A 16,256-nucleotide genomic window follows, 5' to 3' on the forward strand; every position below is an offset into this window, starting at 1 on the left:
GGCATGTTTTATAAATTAACGCTGTTGATTCATCAATTCTTCAAATGCGACCGCTTTGGTTGAAACGCTGGCTTGAGATAATGCCCAAGTGACAACATTGTCTTCCATTGTGACCGCTTCCACTTCAGCCATGCGAGCGGCATCTGTTTTGTACCATTTGATGAAGCCTTTTGGATCCTCGTACGCTTGAGCGATGGTTGCAATTTGTGCATCAACTTGTTCAGAGTTGGCACGCAATTCGTGTGTTTTAACCAAGCCTGCAATCAACAAACCTAAACGAACTCGGCGTTCAGCGCGGTCTTTGAAGATGTCAGCAGGCAACGCCATTTTGTCATCAACAGGAATGCCGCGTGCGCGCAAATCTGAGCGGGCGTTATCCTGCAAGCGTTCAATATCCTCATTAACCAACGCTGTTGGCACATCAAATGAAACGGCAGACAAAAGCGCGTCCATGACGTTGCTTTTGGTCATTGCTTTGGTGCGCTGAGCAATTTCGCGCTCTAAATTGGCTCTGATGTCAGTTTTCATCTTTTCAACATCGCCATCAGGTACGCCAAGTGATTTGGCAAATGCGCTATCCAACTCTGGTAATTTTGGAGCGGCTACATTTTTGACGGTCACAGTGAACTGAGCTGTTTTGCCTGCAACATCTTTACCGTGATAATCCTCTGGGAATGGCAAGTCAAAAGCACGAGACTCGCTTGCTTTTAAGCCTTCAATTGCAGTTTCAAACTCAGGCAGCATGCGCCCTTGACCTAAAACGAAAGGATAGTCTTGAGCAGAACCACCCGCAAAAGCCACGCCGTCGATTTTACCTTCAAAGTCAATCGTGACTTGGTCGTCTTTGGCTGCTGCTTTATCAGCTGTCTCATACGATACGCGTTGTTGACGCAATACATTCAAAGTGCGGTCAATGTCGGCCTCGGTGACATCACATTCTGCTTTTTCAATTTTGACACCGCTTAAGTTGACATCGCCAACTTCTGGGTAGACTTCAAAAGTCGCTTTGAACGTCAATTCGCCATCTGTACCTTTTGTTTCGCTTGGCTCAATGTTTGGCATGCCCGCAATGCGCAGTTTATCAGCATCAGCTTTGGCCGCAAATGCTTCGCCAACCTTATCGTTTAAAGCTTCCCAAGAGGCTTGTTGACCGTACATCTGCTTAACGCGTGACATAGGAACTTTGCCTGGGCGGAAGCCGTCGATTTTTACAGTCTTAGCGATTTTTTGTAAGCGCTTCTCAGTCGCTGCATCAATGGATGCTGTGCTAACAACGATATCAAATGAACGAGTCAATGAAGGCGTCATGACGGGTGCAGGCGTATCAACTGCAGGCGTAGCCGCTTGTGCTTCGTTTACAATCTCTTGAGTTTCATTTGTCATTTGGGTAACCCTTTGGTGTGTATACAGTGTTGTTAACATCGTCAATAACACCAAAACAATAAAAAATTGATTTGATGTCATTAAATTGTGGTGCGAAGGAGGGGACTCGAACCCCTACACCTGTTTAGGGCGCCAGGACCTAAACCTGGTGCGTCTACCAATTTCGCCACCCTCGCTGGTGTATTAAAGCATTTTTATCTCGTGCCTTAAAACCGAAAACGCGTATTGTACTGTATTGTGCGAGTACTGTAAAATCCAATTGCATTTCTTTGCACAAGATGTGTTTTAAAAACGTCTTGTTATGCTTTATGTGGTGCTGTCATCGAGCTATAGCAGGCTTTTCGGCGGCGATTGTGTAGGGTCATTCCATCTTAGAAAGTGAATCGTCCAATGAGTCAAGATAAAACAAATTTACGTGAGCGTTTAGGTGCTTTGGCCTATCAAGTGACTCAAGAAAAGGCCACTGAAAGGCCCTTTAGCAGTGATTTTGCAGAGCGTTGGTCGGATGGCGTGTACCGTTGCGTGGTATGTGATACGGCTCTGTTTGACTCTCATCACCAATTTAATGCGGGTTGCGGTTGGCCGAGCTTTGATGCGCCTATGGCGGTTGACGCGGTGAGTGAGCAGCGAGATGTGTCGCATGGCATGATTCGAACAGAGGTGGTGTGCCACAATTGTGGTGCGCATTTGGGGCATGTTTTTCCAGATGGACCACCACAAACCACAGGTTTGCGCTATTGTATCAATGGGGTGGCTTTGAAGTTTTTAGCAAACAAGGACATGGGGGATTGAAACGAGGTAGAATGCCCATAGTTATCATTTATTATATTAAGTAAGACCGTGTTTGAGACGCGGTCTTGTTCTTTTTTGAACTCTTTTAGAAACTCTTACAGACATACAAATAATGAAAGCACTCATTGATTTTTTCCCGATTGTTTTGTTTTTTCTTAGTTATAAGTTAACAAACGATATGTTTTTGGCAACAGGTGTTGCAATGGCATCAACGGCTGTGCAGATGTTGTTGATGAAATGGAAAAAAATTCCCATTCAAATCATGCATTGGATGAGTTTGGTGCTGATTGTGGTTTTAGGCAGTATGAGTATCTATTTTCATGAAACGATTTTTTTGAAGTGGAAATTCAGTGTGCTTGAATGGACCATGGGTGCGGCAATTTTAATCGGACAGTATGTGTTTAACAAAAACATGCTGAAAATTTTGCTTGGGCATGAGCTGCATTTGTCTGATGAGGCTTGGAAAAAATTTGGATTGATGTGGGCTGGTTTTTTTATTTTTTTAGGAACACTGAATATTTATATTGCGTATAACTTTTCAGATGATGTGTGGTTTAACTTTAAGTTGTACGGCAGTTTAGGCTTGATTTTGGTTTTTGCTATTGTGCAAGAGGCTTGGTTATCTAAACAATTACCCAAGGATGAGTGATGACTGAGTTGCAAGTTGAGTTAGAATGCCGCTTGCGTATGGCGTTATCTCCTTCTGAATTGGAGGTCATCGATGAGTCGCACCAACATGCAGGGCACGCAGGTGCGGCTGGTGGGGCAAAACATTTTGCTGTGCGCATTGTTTCTCCGAAATTTATTGGTAAAACCCGAATGGCACAACACCGCATGGTTTATGCAGCAGTGGATGATTTGATGCCGTTTCCGATTCATGCTTTGCGCATAGAAACGGTCTAATTTTTATTTTTTAACCCAAACAATAAAGGAATGGGCGTTATGAAAAAAAGCAGTGCGTTAGTCGCAGCGATGATGGTCGGTGCAATAGGTTTGTCAGCGTGTGCAAAAAATGTAGACAAACAGTACACCACAGCACAATTGGTGGATGCGGTTGTGAGTGATATGAATAAACAAAACCCTAATCAGCCCGTTTCTGCAGAACAACGCGCTAAGATAGAAGAGGCGATTACGGTACAGCAAGCGGTTGTTGAAGCAGCGAAAAAAGATGGTTTGGATAAGCAAGAGCACACCCAAATGTTGCTGGCTTTGCAAAAAGATCAAGTCATTATGTCTGAATACATGCGTTTGAAGTTGGATGCCTATAAGCCAACCGATGACGAGTTGAAGGCCATTTATGATAAAGAAGTCGCTAAAATGAAAGGCAGTGGCAAAGAATATCACTTGCGTCATATTTTGGTTGATTCTGAGGTGCAAGCTAAGGACATCATTGCAAAGTTGAAAGCGGGTGCGAAGTTCGCTGATTTAGCAAAAGGCACGAAAGATACGGCCTCTGCAGCTCAAGGTGGTGACTTAGGTTGGAATACATTGGATAAATGGGTGCCTGAGTTTGCTGAAGCTGCGGGTCAATTGACACCGAATGCCATCACAGAGACGCCAGTTAAATCTCAGTTTGGTTACCATGTGATTCAGTTGGTTGAAGCGCCACGCGAAGCGAAAGCGGCTGCCAATATGCCACCGCCACCAGCGTTTGAACAAGTGAAACCACAGATTCTTGAAATGGCGAAACAAGATTACATGAAAAAAATTCAAGATGGTTTCTTGCCGAAAAAAGATGCTGCACCTGCTGCAGATAAAAAATAATCAAGAGGCCTGTGTGCATGAAAAAAGCCGCTTTAATCAGCGGCTTTTTTTAGTCTTCAAATAAATTGTCTGCGTTTTTAATAATTCGATTGATGATGTCAAAATTAAAGCCGCGACTGGCCATAAAACGCACTTGTTTTGCTTTCTCTTTTAAGTCAGCGGGAGCTTGACCAAATTTTTTTTGCCACACGTCGTGTGCTCGTTGTAATTCGGTGCTTGCCAACTGCGCCATCTCATGGGCAATGAGTTCATGACTCAGTCCTTGTTGGTTTAACTCATGTTTAACGCGCGCGCTGCCATAGCGTTCGCCCTTGATTTTAGAAACAGATGCCGCCACGCGTTCGTCTGATTGCCAGTTGTGTTGAGCCAAATCATCCAGCACATCGTCCAATAAAGTTAAAGCCAAATCATTCTCGCAGTCGTAGTTTCTCAAGGAAAAAAGCACTTTTTTGCGCAGCTCCACCCGACTGTATTCTCGACGCGAAAGGTAAGTGATTGCACGGGTGCGCACTTTTTTTAGCCAGTCTTGTTGCGATAAAACGATGGTTTGTGGGTTGTCTGAATGGTCGTAGGCCGTCGAGCGTTTGTTCTTATTTTGATTCGGTTCAAGTGTGTTTTCTACGTTTTCAAACTGCTCAAACTCGTTATCGTCAAAATTGATTTTAGAGACCATAGGCGTATATTTTTCGTTGATGTCTAAGTATGTTGCGACAAGAGGAGTGACAATAGACGTTCGTGTACGATGTGAAAAAAAAGCGGGCGTTTTTAGAATGAGCGTAAAAGCCCTGCACAAGTGCAGGGCTTTTATTGGTGAGTGCTTGATTAAACAGCGTCGTCCTCTACTGGGGTTTCAGCTTGTTTAGCGGCTTTGGTTGGCTTTTCCGCTTTTGGGGTTTTATCGCTTGGCACTGCTCGCGCTTTGACGCCCAATTTGTCACGGACCAAGTTTTCAATCTCAACCGCCACGTTTGGATTTTCGCGCAAGTATTCACGCGCGTTGTCTTTTCCTTGACCGATGCGGTCTTTGCCATAACTGTACCAAGCACCTGCTTTATCAATGATGCCTGCTGATACGCCCATATCAACGATTTCACCTTCGCGAGAGATGCCTTCGCCATAAAGGATGTCAAACAATGCTTCTTTGAACGGTGGCGCGACTTTGTTTTTAACGATTTTCACTCGGGTTTCGTTACCCATGACTTCGTCGCCTTTTTTGATGCCACCAATGCGACGAATGTCTAAACGAACAGAAGCATAGAATTTCAGTGCATTACCGCCCGTTGTTGTTTCTGGTGAACCAAACATGACGCCAATTTTCATACGAATTTGGTTGATGAAAATCACGGTGCAATTGCTGCGACCAATTGAAGCGGTTAATTTGCGCAAGGCTTGGCTCATTAAGCGTGCTTGTAGACCAGGCAACGACGCGCCCATGTCGCCTTCAATCTCAGCCTTCGGCACGAGTGCGGCTACGGAGTCCACCACGATGAGATCCACCGCGCCTGAACGCACCAACGCATCGACCATTTCAAGTGCTTGCTCGCCCGTGTCGGGTTGAGAAATCAGCAAGTCAGTCAAGTTGACGCCGAGTTTTTGGGCATAGCTGACATCCAAGGCGTGTTCTGCGTCAACGAAAGCGCACGTGCCACCCAGTTTTTGCATTTCGGAGACGACGTGCAAGGTGAGTGTGGTTTTGCCCGATGATTCAGGGCCATAAATTTCAATGACGCGTCCGCGCGGTAAGCCGCCGACCCCTAATGCGACATCCAGCCCCAAAGAGCCAGTCGAGACCACGGAGATGTCTGGCTGTTCGTTGTTATCGCCCAAACGCATAATCGAACCTTTGCCAAATTGTTTTTCAATTTGAGCAAGAGCGGCTGCCAGTGCTTTGGCTTTGTCTTCAGAGTTTCCTGCTTGATTTACAGTGGGTTTTGAATCTGGTTTCGTCGCCATGTCGCTTCTTTCGTGAGAATGAGTGTAAAAATGATGTGCTACTTTAGCATAATTTCGTTGTAAAGCGAATGGCGGCTTGCGTTTCAGTGGTTAATCAATCTTCTCGAATCAACCTGTTGCATCTTTTTTGTTTGAAGTTTTAAAATCACCAGTAGATATCGAAAGCGCGTCATCAGATGCTTTTAGTGGGGTGAATCATTTATAATCACTCATCTTTTTAAATCACAGGATGTGCTGTATGCAAACCACTGATGAACTCATGATGGACACTGACGATACGCGCGTATTGCTTGCGCAGTACGCCGAACGGGCGTATTTGGATTACGCCGTTTCGGTGGTTAAGGGGCGTGCTTTGCCCGATGTGAGTGATGGGCAAAAACCTGTGCAGCGGCGGATTTTGTATTCGATGCATGAAATGGGCTTGAGCCATACGGCTAAACCTGTCAAATCCGCTCGCGTGGTCGGTGATGTGTTGGGTAAGTTTCATCCGCATGGTGACTCATCGGCGTATGAGGCGTTGGTGCGTTTGGCGCAAAGTTTTAGTTTGCGTTATCCATTGATTGATGGGCAAGGTAACTTTGGCTCGCGAGACGGCGATGGCGCGGCGGCCATGCGTTACACCGAAGCGCGCTTGACGCCGATTGCATCGTTGCTATTGGATGAGTTGGACATGGGGACGATTGATTTTGTGCCCAATTATGATGGTTCAATGGAAGAACCCGCGTTGTTGCCCGCGCGCTTGCCGTTTGTATTGCTCAATGGGGCATCGGGCATTGCCGTGGGCATGGCGACCGAAATTCCTTCACATAATTTGAATGAAGTGGCCGCAGCGGCCGTGGCGATTTTAAAACGCCCGAATATCAGCGATGAAGAATTGTGCCAGTTATTGCCTGCACCTGACTTCCCAGGCGGTGGGCAAATCACCAATAGCTTGGATGATATACGTACGATGTATGCCACGGGGCGCGGCTCGGTTAAGGTGCGTGCCCGTTGGACCATCGAAGACTTGGCGCGTGGACAGTGGCAATTGGTGGTCAATGAGTTACCACCCAATGCGTCGTCGCAGAAGATTCTTGAAGAAATTGAAGAGCTGTCGAACCCGAAGGTGAAAGCGGGTAAAAAAGCATTGTTGCCTGAGCAACAAAATCTTAAAGCCTTGACGTTATCAATGCTCGACCGTGTTCGCGATGAATCGAGTAAAGACGCGCCTGTCCGTTTGGTTTTTGAACCAAAATCAAAAAACATCTCGGTTGAAGAATTCAGTAATTTTTTGTTGCTTAACACCAGTTTAGAAGGTTCAGTCTCATTGAATTTGGTCATGGTCGGTCGCGATGGTCGGCCAACGCAAAAATCTTTGAGGGCGATTTTGAGCGAGTGGGTCAGTTTTCGTCAAGACACCGTGCGTCGCCGTACCGTTTTTCGCGCGAACAAAGTGGCCGACCGTATCCATATTTTGGAAGGACGGGAGCAGGTTTTACTTAATATTGATGAAGTGATTCGCATCATTCGTGACTCTGACGAGCCTAAGCCTGCCTTGATTTCTGCGTTTAATTTGTCTGAACGGCAAGCCGAAGACATTTTGGAAATTCGTTTACGCCAACTGGCACGCTTAGAAGCAATCAAAATTGAACAAGAGCTGATGGCGTTGCGCGAAGAGCTGGCGGGTTTAAATGAATTGCTCGCGGACGAGAATGTGCTTAAACGTTTGGTGGTTAAAGAAATAGAAGCGGATGCCAAAAAATTTGGTGACTCACGCCGTACTTTGCTTGAAGAAGCGAAAAAAGCCACGTTGGAAGTCAGTGTGGTTGATGAACCGATGACGGTTATTGTGTCGCAAAAAGGCTGGGTGCGCGCGCGTACAGGCCATGCTGTTGATACGGCGACGTTGACGTTCAAGCAAGGCGATGATTTACATGCCATTTATCCTTGTCGTTCGGTTAATCAATTGTATGCGCTTGATTCAAAAGGGCGGGTGTACAGTGTGCCTGTTTCGGCTTTACCAGGCGGTCGTGGCGATGGCGTGCCATTGGGTACGTTGATTGATGTCCAAGATGGCGCGCGTTTGTTACATTATTTTGCAGGGGCGGATGATGCAAAATTAGCGATTATCACTGAGCAAGGTTTAGGCTTTAGTTGTAAAGCCAGCGATTTGCAAAGTCGCGTTAAAGCAGGTAAATCTTTTGTTAATGTGACTGCAGGTGACAATATTTTGAAACTGTTGTCGATGGATGAGCACGATTTGTTCTTGGCTTGCTTGAGCAGCAATGGTCGATTGTTGAACTTCTCATTGGTTGAACTGAAAGAATTGGGCAGCGGTGGTAAGGGCGTGATTTTAATGGGCTTGGATGATGGGGCGACTTTAATTGATGCGTTACCCAATGACGGTATCGCTTTATTGGTTCGACACAGCGCGCGTGGTGGAAAGACGCAGGAGTTGCGTGTTTCGGGTGGTAATTTGCAACCGTTTGTCGGTGGGCGAGCCAAAAAAGGTAAAGTGATTGACGCTAAGCTCAAACCCATTGCCTTATGTAAAGTGACGATTCCAACTTTGGTTTAAGGATGCTGTATACAAAAAAAGCCTGTTTTTAAACAGGCTTTTTTGTGTCTCAACTTCATCTGATGAAGCTCATCAAGGCTTTTCGTTTCAGCCTCGTTGTTCAATCGTACGTAGCACTCGGAAACACAGCCAGCTGGCGAGCATGCCAAAAAACACCACACCTAAACCGTAGCCCGCCAAAGCCCCTTTAGCGCCGTACCAGCTTGCGCCCAGTGAGACAAATGGAATCACCCCTAAAGTTGAACGTCCCCAGTTGAGCATGGTGGAGTAAAAAGGATAGCCCAAGTTATTGAATGCCGTATTGGCGACGAATAACATGCCATTAAACAAAAAACTGCCCGCGACAAAGGTGCAGAAAAATACAATGAGTTCACGCGACACATCTTTTGCGCCGAAAGCATCGGAAATCAAGCCGCTGCTTAACCACAACGCTAACCACACCACCAACACGTAAACCAAAGTGACTTTCATAGAGTCATTCATGGTCGAGCGCACGCGGTCAAAACGTTTGGCGCCATAATTTTGCCCCAAAATAGAACCGATTGAACCTGATAACGCGAACAATACGACAAAAGCAACAGGAATGAGTCGACCAATAATGGCCCAGCCTGACACCGCACTGTCGCCAAATTGTGCGATTGAGCGTGTGACAAATGAGTTACCAACAGGGGTCGCGATTTGGGTCAGTACGGCGGGTAACGCAATCACCATAAAAGGTTTAATGGTTTGTTTGATGACAGTAAAATCTGGATGTTTATACAAGCCGTGTACACGAATCAGACCGTGAAAGCCAACCGCAATCATGGCAAAACGAGCCAAGCCTGTTGCGATGGCCGCACCATCTAAACCCAATCCAAAGCCAAAGATAAACAAAGGGTCAAGCAGGGCGGTGGCCAAGCCTGCACCCAAAGTCACATACATGGCGCGTCGAGCATCTCCAACTGCGCGAAGAAGCGCGCTTGTGCACATGCCTATGCCCAGAAGTATTGAAGAGGGCAGCACAATGTACATAAAACGAACCGATAATCGTTCGGTTTCACCCGATGCGCCGAGCAGTTGAGTCAACGGATGCAAAAAAGGCAACGCGATGAGGGATATCGCCGCCATAAAAAACCCCATAATCCACAAAGAAGCACCTGCTAATTTTTTAGCTTCTTCTCGATTGCCAGAACCAAGTGCACGAGAGGTTAAAGCTGTGGCAGCGATAGATAAACCAATCCCTAGAGAGGCGATGAAATACAGTAAAGTGCCTGAGTAGCCCACTGCTGCCGCGAGCTCTTGGTGACCCAAGCGAGAAATGTAAAATAAGTTCAGTACGTCAACCACAAAAATGGCGACCAGTCCCACCGCGCCTGTCGCGGTCATGTCTAGCACATGGCGCATGGTTGAACCTGTAACGAATTTGCCCTGGTTGGAGGTGCTGGGTGAGGTGTTTTGTTGAGTGGTCATGTGTGGGTTTAGATTGATTGTTTTTGTTGATTAATATTGAAAAATATTCAGTTCGCAGCATGTGGAATTATTAAGGTGCGCTTTAGGTGCGCAAAAAACACCCCATGACAATGCACGTGCATGAGAATTGTGAGACGTGTTTTCCTTGAGGGGGGATGATTTTTTAGAGATTTATTTTGCGCAGCTTAAGTTTCGCAGAATTCTAACCTAAAAATGAATGCAGCATCAGGTCGTCATTATACATGACACGCGCAGTGTGGTGGGCATGGGTCGTTGGGCTTTAATTGGTATTTATTTTTGATTTATATTTTTTATATTCATTATTTCATGAAGCTTGGAATTAAATGTCCAGCAACACCCATTCACCAATCGCCAAGCCTTCAGGCAGGACAAATTCGCCCACAGAGACACGATGCAGTGCGTCTACGCGATTTCCCGCGGCCGCGACCATTCGTTTAACTTGGTGATATTTGCCTTCGCGCAAGGTGAGTTCCAGTACGTTGTCGCCTTTTTCTGTTAAAACACGGGCATCGGCTGCTTTAAGTGTTTCGTTTTCATCGTGTAATAAAACACCATTTTTCAGGGCGACAATCATGTCCTCACTAATGGGGTGACGACACGTGGCGTGATAAACCTTATCGACATTTTTCTTGGGCGAGGTGTTTTTATGGATAAACTGACCATCATCAGACAGCAATAATAACCCCGTGGTGTCAACGTCCAAACGCCCAACGGGTTGCACATCGCGCTCGCGTAAGTTTGAAGGCAATAGCGTCAATACGCTTTTATGGTGCTTGGGTTTTTGTGAGCATTCTACGCCTTCAGGTTTGTTCAGCAATACGTAGACGAACTCCCTATAGTGCCATGTTTCGCCTTCAATTTGCCAGTGCAGTCCATCCAAGTTAAATAAGGCATCGGGGTCGTCGCACATGACGCCATTAACTAAAACCTCACCCGTTTCAATGAGGGCGGAACAGTAAGCGCGAGTGCCAAAACCTTGTTGTTGGAGGATTCGAGCGATGGGTTGAGCTTTTGATTTTTTTGCCATATCAGTGGTCGTAAAAGAATGGTTATCACACAATAAAATTTTTGAGGCGCGAATTTTATCCCTTTGACAATTCGATTGCCAACTCTTCCGCGCGATGAGCCGCTGCGTTCGCACCGTCGATGAGAGTTTGGTTCATGCCTCGCTCATTAAATACATTCAATGCCGCAGCGGTGGTGCCGCCCTTTGAGGTGACGCGTTCACGTAAAATGCTGACGGGTTCTTCTGAAGCCTCAACCAGAGCCACTGCGCCTGCAAACGTTGCTTGTACCAATTGTTTCGCCGTTTCGTCATTAAAGCCCAAACAACGGGCGGCGGCGGTGAGGTGCTCCATGACGTAAAATACATACGCGGGGCCTGAGCCTGAAATGGCAGTGATGGCATCAATGCTTTTTTCATCGGAGAGCCATACGTTAGTACCAATAGCAGCAAGGATTTGATTAATAAGAACTTGTTCGTTTTCAGACACAATCGACAATGGGGCGTAAATGCCCGTGACGCCTTGACCGACAAGGGCGGGTGTGTTGGGCATGGTGCGCACCACTTTGTGGTGACCGTTGAGCCATTCAGACAGTGTGGCGATGGTTAGGCCTGCGGCGATACTTAATACGATTTGGTCTGGCGTGAGGTGTGGGGTCAGCGAAGTTAAGGCTTCTTTCATGGACTGCGGTTTGACAGCCAGTACCCATACATCGGCTGTATGGCTCACATCTTTGATATCGGCAAAAGCGTGAACGCCTAAATGACGTTGTAGATGTTGGGCTTTTTCGGTGTTGTTTTCTATGACGCTGATTTGTTCGGGAGCGAAGCCGCCTTGCTTAATCATGCCCGTGATAATTGCAGTGGCCATATTGCCGCCACCGATAAAAGCGATGTGTGATGTTGGGTGCATTTTTAGCTCCAATGTCATGAGTGAGATGGTTTGGTTGGGCGCGTTCCGAAAAGCGCACTGCCAATGCGAATCAGCGTTGCACCTGCAGCAATGGCGTGCGGGAAATCATCCGACATGCCCATAGACAGTGTGTCAAACACTTCGGCATGCTCGTCCGCAAGTTGAGCTTTGAGGTCGGCATGCAATTTTGCTAAGGCGATAAAAGGCAAACGTTGAGAGGCTTCGTCTGCTGTTGGGTCAATCGCGGCTGGAATGGTCATTAGACCACGTAATTTTAAACGCGGCAGTAGAACCACTTGTTGAGCCAATGCCAAGACACTTTCGGGCGTGCAACCGCTTTTACTGGCTTCCGCGCTGATGTTGACCTGAATCAGTACATTTAAAGGCGAAGCGTTGATTGGACGCTGTTCGCTCAAGCGTTGAGCGATTTTTAAGCGGTCAACGCCGTGTACCCAATCAAAATGCTCAGCCACAACTCGAGTTTTGTTGCTTTGTAACGGCCCGATAAAATGCCAAACGACGTGGTTGTCTGGCTCGGCAATACGAAAAGCGATGACTTTATCCACGCCTTCTTGTACATAATTTTCGCCAAAAGCGCGCAGCCCTAGGCTGTACGCGGTTCGGATGGTTTCGAAGGGGTGGGTTTTCGTCACGGCGAGTAGTTGCACCTGCTCAATGGGGCGTTGAGCGGTCTGGCACGCATTTAAAATGGCGTTTTGAACCGCTTCAATGCGGTTGTGCATACAACGGGTGAGCGTGCTTTGAGTATTCAAGTCTTGGTTTGACATGCGTGAGGTATTCGAGAATAATGCAGCCATTATTGGGCGTTGGACATCCGTAGGTAGTCGTTAGGATAGCACATGCCGTTGCGTTTTTTATACCTTACCTTTTCAATAAGACCTGTCGATGGATTTTGATGCGATTTTACAAGCGGCTCGAACGGTTCATGCCAGCGATATCCATTTGTGCCCAAACCAGCCGATTCGAGTGCGGGTCGCGGGTCGCTTACAATCTCTAGATGTGCCGATTTTTGGAATTGAATCGCTCCAAGATTGGTTGAAATCAAATTTGACCGAGCAGCAATACGCCGCTTGGTTGGCGCGAGTGCAAGTTGATTTTGCGATACATGACGTTGAGAGTGCTGCGCGTTTAAGCATTTATCCAACTCACGACGGTACGGCGGTTGCGGTACGTTTGTTGCCTAAAATGCCGCCCACATTGGCCGAGTTGGGCGCACCCGAATTTATCGAGACACTCAGTCCAACTCGCCATGGTTTAGTGCTGGTCACGGGGGCGACGGGTAGCGGCAAATCAACGACGATGGCGAGCTGGATTGCCCATGTGAACCGTTTATATGATGCGCACATCTTGACGCTGGAAGACCCGATTGAGTATTTTTTTAAAAGCGACCGTTGTTTGATTCGACAAACGGAGTTGGATAAAGACACGGATTACAACACGGCTTTAAGGGATGCCTTGCGTCGCGACCCAGATGCGATTGTGATGGGCGAGTTGCGAGATTTGGCAAGTATTGAAATGGCGTTGCGAGCCGCTGAGACGGGGCATCTCGTCATTGCCACGTTGCACAGTTCTAACGCGGTGGGCGCAGTTGCTCGTTTGATTGATGTATTTCCATCGGAAAGCAAATCTTTTGTCCGACATGTGTTGTCCAATGTATTGCTGGGCGTGGTGGCGCAGCGATTGGTGCACTGCAACACAAATGTTCGCAATGGGGGTAGAATAGCAACTTACGAGGTGCTGACCTGTACTGCGGCAGTAAAAAACCTCATTAAAGAGGCAAAAGAAGCGCAGCTCTCGGCTGTTATGCAATCAAGCGCGGCGCATCAGATGTTCACTTTTTCTCAACACTTTCAAAAGCTTTTGGATGCTCATTTGGTTGAAGGCCCGATGCCGATTGGGTCCAGTTAAAAATAAAAACAGCACATACACATGAAGAAAATAACAGATTTTACAGTGAGTAACCTCATTGGTGAACCTGAGTCCTTGTCAACCTACGCTGGCGATGTGTTGCTTATAGTCAATAGCGCGAGCGCGTGTCGATTTACGCCTCAGTATGCAGAGTTACAGACCTTACATGAGCAATATGCCGATAAGGGGTTGCGCATTTTGGCCTTCCCGTGTAACCAGTTTGGAGCTCAAGAAAAAGGTGATGCAGCCGAAATTGGTGCGTTTTGTGACCGCCATTTTCATGTGACCTTTCCCATCATGGCTAAGGTCAAGGTGAATGGTGATGATGCCGATGCGTTGTGGAAAGATTTAAAAAATAAAGCGCCAGGGATTTTGGGTAGCCAAAGCATCAAATGGAATTTTACTAAGTTTCTCGTGGCCCGAGATGGTGTCAGTGTTCAACGCTTCGCACCCAGTACGCGGCCACTGTCGTTAAAAACACATATTGAGTCGTTGTTGGCTCAATAATGGTTATGCTTTTAAAAAGAGTAAGTTAAAGTGGTTTCGTTAAACCTGATTATTTTAAACAAAGAAGGCATTTATGCAAAACGCACATAATACGCAGCATGGTCACGGCAAACAAGCCATGCATGCTTTGGCATTAGCCGCACTGGGCATTGTGTTTGGGGATATTGGCACCAGCCCGATTTACGCGCTCAAAGAAAGTTTCAGTGAGCACTATGGCTTACCCATGAATGAAGCGACGGTTTTGGGTTTGCTGTCACTGCTGTTTTGGTCCTCTGCGATTGTGATTAGTTTTAAATATGTCAGCATGATTATGCGTGCGGATAACAATGGTGAAGGCGGGATTCTATCGCTGATGTCTTTGACGTTGCGTGGCAAAGACCATAAAAAATACCGCTGGATTGTCATACTGGGGATGCTGGGTGCATCCTTGTTTTATGGCGATTCGGTGATTACGCCTGCTATTTCAGTGCTTTCTGCTGTTGAGGGGCTGAAAGTTGCGATACCCAGTATGGATGATCATTATATTTTGGTGATTGCTGCCGCAATTTTGACCGCGCTGTTTGCGATTCAAAAGCGTGGAACGGCGACCATCGGTGTGCTTTTTGGCCCCATCATGTTGCTTTGGTTTACTGTTTTAGGCGTGATGGGGGTGTCGCATATTATTGAAAATCCATATATTTTTCATGCGCTTAACCCTTATCACGCTTTGTATTTTGCAACCCATAACCATATGGCTGGTTTCTTGGTTTTTGGTTCGGTACTGCTGGTGCTGACTGGTGGCGAGGCTTTGTATGCAGACATGGGGCATTTTGGTCGTAAACCTATTGTGTGGGCGTGGTATTGCATTGTTTGGCCAGGTCTGATGCTCAACTATTTTGGTCAAGGTGCGATGATTTTGGCCAATCCTGAGACGAAAGAAAATCCATTCTTTATGATGGCACCGACTTGGGGGACTTTGCCATTGGTTTTTTTAGCGGCGCTTGCTTCAATTATTGCTTCACAAGCCGTGATTTCGGGTGCGTTTTCTTTAACCAGTGCAGCGATTAAGCTCGGTTACAGCCCTCGTTTGAAAATTGTTCACACAAATGAGCAGGAAAAAGGTCAAATTTATTTGCCATTCATCAACTGGTTGCTTTGGGCTTTGGTCATGATCTTAATTCTCATGTTCAAAAACTCGAGTAATTTAGCATCTGCTTATGGTTTTGCCGTTGTGACCACCATGGTGATTGACGATATTTTGTTGTTGGTCGTGATGTTGACGGTATGGAAATGGAATAAAAGCTTATCCGTTGCGATTTTTGTATTTTTATTTACAGTTAGTTTCACGTTCTTTTCTGCAACTGCGGTTAAGTTCTTGGAAGGTGGTTGGTTCCCCGCCACTATTGGCTTTGGGATTTTCACCCTGTTAATGACATGGAAAAAAGGCAAGGAACTCGTGCACGAGCGGACAGAGGGCATCAATTTGCCGCTCGTTCCTTTCATGGAGGGCTTGTTGGCGCATCCTCCCGTGCGTGTTGAGGGTACGGCGATGTTCATGCACAGTGATTTGAATAACGTGCCCAATTCCCTATTGCACAACCTTAAACATAATCGTGTGTTGCATGAGCGCGTTGTGTTTTTAGGTGTACATACTGAAGATGTGCCTTATATCCCTGATGAGGAAAAAATTAAAATACAAACCATTGGTGATTCGGCTTTTGTGGTCAATGGGCATTATGGTTTTAAAGAGGAGCCGACCATGGCGGGTATCATGGCTTTATGTGATAAACAAGGCTTGAGCATGGAAATGATGGACACTTCTTTTTTCTTAAATCGTGAAACCATCATTCCAAGCAAGCTTAAAGGCATGGCTTTGTGGCGTGAAAAAATATTTGCTTTAATGATGCGTAACTCAGTGCGTGCAACGGATTATTTCCAAATTCCACCCAATAGGGTTGTTGAAATGGGCACGCAGGTTGAGATTTAAGCCAACCTTTGTATAAGAC

The 16,256-nt window shown here is 46.4% G+C and carries 15 protein-coding genes and 1 tRNA gene; 8 read left to right on the forward strand and 8 right to left on the reverse strand.

The genetic code is table 11. The features are described from left to right. Positions 1 to 15: 15 nt before the first annotated feature. Both tig and DFR44_RS00790 read right to left on the reverse strand, forming a co-directional pair. Positions 16 to 1,308 carry a trigger factor gene (gene tig / locus DFR44_RS00785; protein ID WP_133618883.1) on the reverse strand — a complete coding sequence of 431 codons (1,293 nt, stop codon included), beginning with the start codon at positions 1,306 to 1,308 and terminating at the stop codon, positions 16 to 18. A 163-nt stretch (positions 1,309 to 1,471) separates the two neighbouring features. After that, positions 1,472 to 1,559: transfer RNA gene (locus DFR44_RS00790), tRNA-Leu, on the reverse strand. A 214-nt stretch (positions 1,560 to 1,773) separates the two neighbouring features. On the opposite strand from DFR44_RS00790, the gene msrB reads away from it, so the two are divergent. The 4 genes from msrB to DFR44_RS00810 all read left to right on the forward strand — a co-directional run bounded on the left by msrB (position 1,774) and on the right by DFR44_RS00810 (position 3,939). After that, positions 1,774 to 2,175, forward strand: a complete 402-nt coding sequence (gene msrB / locus DFR44_RS00795; protein WP_133618797.1) for a peptide-methionine (R)-S-oxide reductase MsrB — start codon at positions 1,774 to 1,776, stop codon at positions 2,173 to 2,175. Between the two features lie 112 nt (positions 2,176 to 2,287). After that, positions 2,288 to 2,824 carry a septation protein A gene (locus tag DFR44_RS00800; RefSeq protein ID WP_133618798.1) on the forward strand — a complete coding sequence of 179 codons (537 nt, stop codon included), beginning with the start codon at positions 2,288 to 2,290 and terminating at the stop codon, positions 2,822 to 2,824. Beyond that, positions 2,824 to 3,078 carry a BolA family protein gene (locus DFR44_RS00805; protein WP_133618799.1) on the forward strand — a complete coding sequence of 85 codons (255 nt, stop codon included), beginning with the start codon at positions 2,824 to 2,826 and terminating at the stop codon, positions 3,076 to 3,078. The genes DFR44_RS00800 and DFR44_RS00805 overlap by 1 nt, the downstream gene beginning before the upstream one ends. 39 nt (positions 3,079 to 3,117) lie before the next feature. After that, a complete protein-coding gene (locus tag DFR44_RS00810; protein WP_162845105.1) occupies positions 3,118 to 3,939 on the forward strand; it encodes a peptidylprolyl isomerase in 822 nt (273 codons plus the stop codon). Between the two features lie 49 nt (positions 3,940 to 3,988). Here DFR44_RS00810 and recX read toward each other — a convergent pair whose 3' ends face one another. Together recX and recA are read right to left on the reverse strand one after the other, a co-directional pair. After that, positions 3,989 to 4,612, reverse strand: coding sequence for a recombination regulator RecX (gene recX / locus DFR44_RS00815; protein ID WP_133618801.1), 624 nt, complete (start codon positions 4,610 to 4,612; stop codon positions 3,989 to 3,991). 149 nt (positions 4,613 to 4,761) lie between these two features. Continuing rightward, positions 4,762 to 5,892, reverse strand: a complete 1,131-nt coding sequence (recA, locus tag DFR44_RS00820) for a recombinase RecA (protein WP_133618802.1) — start codon at positions 5,890 to 5,892, stop codon at positions 4,762 to 4,764. A gap of 238 nt (positions 5,893 to 6,130) precedes the next feature. On the opposite strand from recA, the gene parC reads away from it, so the two are divergent. Continuing rightward, positions 6,131 to 8,449, forward strand: a complete 2,319-nt coding sequence (gene parC / locus DFR44_RS00825; protein ID WP_133618803.1) for a DNA topoisomerase IV subunit A — start codon at positions 6,131 to 6,133, stop codon at positions 8,447 to 8,449. Positions 8,450 to 8,536: 87 nt separating this feature from the next. Here the strand turns inward: parC and DFR44_RS00830 are convergent, their stop codons facing one another. The 4 genes from DFR44_RS00830 to DFR44_RS00845 all read right to left on the reverse strand — a co-directional run bounded on the left by DFR44_RS00830 (position 8,537) and on the right by DFR44_RS00845 (position 12,578). Beyond that, complete coding sequence (locus DFR44_RS00830; RefSeq protein WP_211336869.1) at positions 8,537 to 9,898, reverse strand: MATE family efflux transporter; 1,362 nt, start codon at positions 9,896 to 9,898, stop codon at positions 8,537 to 8,539. Positions 9,899 to 10,238: 340 nt separating this feature from the next. Beyond that, positions 10,239 to 10,946, reverse strand: a complete 708-nt coding sequence (locus tag DFR44_RS00835; RefSeq protein ID WP_133618804.1) for a pseudouridine synthase — start codon at positions 10,944 to 10,946, stop codon at positions 10,239 to 10,241. 55 nt (positions 10,947 to 11,001) lie between these two features. Next, complete coding sequence (gene proC, locus DFR44_RS00840; RefSeq protein ID WP_133618805.1) at positions 11,002 to 11,835, reverse strand: pyrroline-5-carboxylate reductase; 834 nt, start codon at positions 11,833 to 11,835, stop codon at positions 11,002 to 11,004. A 14-nt stretch (positions 11,836 to 11,849) separates the two neighbouring features. Beyond that, complete coding sequence (locus DFR44_RS00845) at positions 11,850 to 12,578, reverse strand: YggS family pyridoxal phosphate-dependent enzyme (protein WP_133618885.1); 729 nt, start codon at positions 12,576 to 12,578, stop codon at positions 11,850 to 11,852. Positions 12,579 to 12,741: 163 nt separating this feature from the next. Between DFR44_RS00845 and DFR44_RS00850 the strand changes: the two genes are divergently transcribed. The 3 genes from DFR44_RS00850 to DFR44_RS00860 all read left to right on the forward strand — a co-directional run bounded on the left by DFR44_RS00850 (position 12,742) and on the right by DFR44_RS00860 (position 16,237). Continuing rightward, on the forward strand, positions 12,742 to 13,764 hold the full coding sequence (locus DFR44_RS00850; protein ID WP_133618806.1) for a type IV pilus twitching motility protein PilT: 1,023 nt from the start codon (positions 12,742 to 12,744) through the stop codon (positions 13,762 to 13,764). Positions 13,765 to 13,785: 21 nt separating this feature from the next. Then, the gene (locus tag DFR44_RS00855; RefSeq protein ID WP_133618807.1) at positions 13,786 to 14,271 is read left to right on the forward strand and encodes a glutathione peroxidase; all 486 of its coding nucleotides are present in this window, start codon (positions 13,786 to 13,788) and stop codon (positions 14,269 to 14,271) included. Between the two features lie 73 nt (positions 14,272 to 14,344). Next, positions 14,345 to 16,237, forward strand: coding sequence for a potassium transporter Kup (locus tag DFR44_RS00860; protein ID WP_133618808.1), 1,893 nt, complete (start codon positions 14,345 to 14,347; stop codon positions 16,235 to 16,237). Positions 16,238 to 16,256 lie beyond the last annotated feature (19 nt).

It is taken from the genome of Hydromonas duriensis, from assembly GCF_004363775.1.
Lineage (GTDB): Bacteria > Pseudomonadota > Gammaproteobacteria > Burkholderiales > Burkholderiaceae > Hydromonas > Hydromonas duriensis.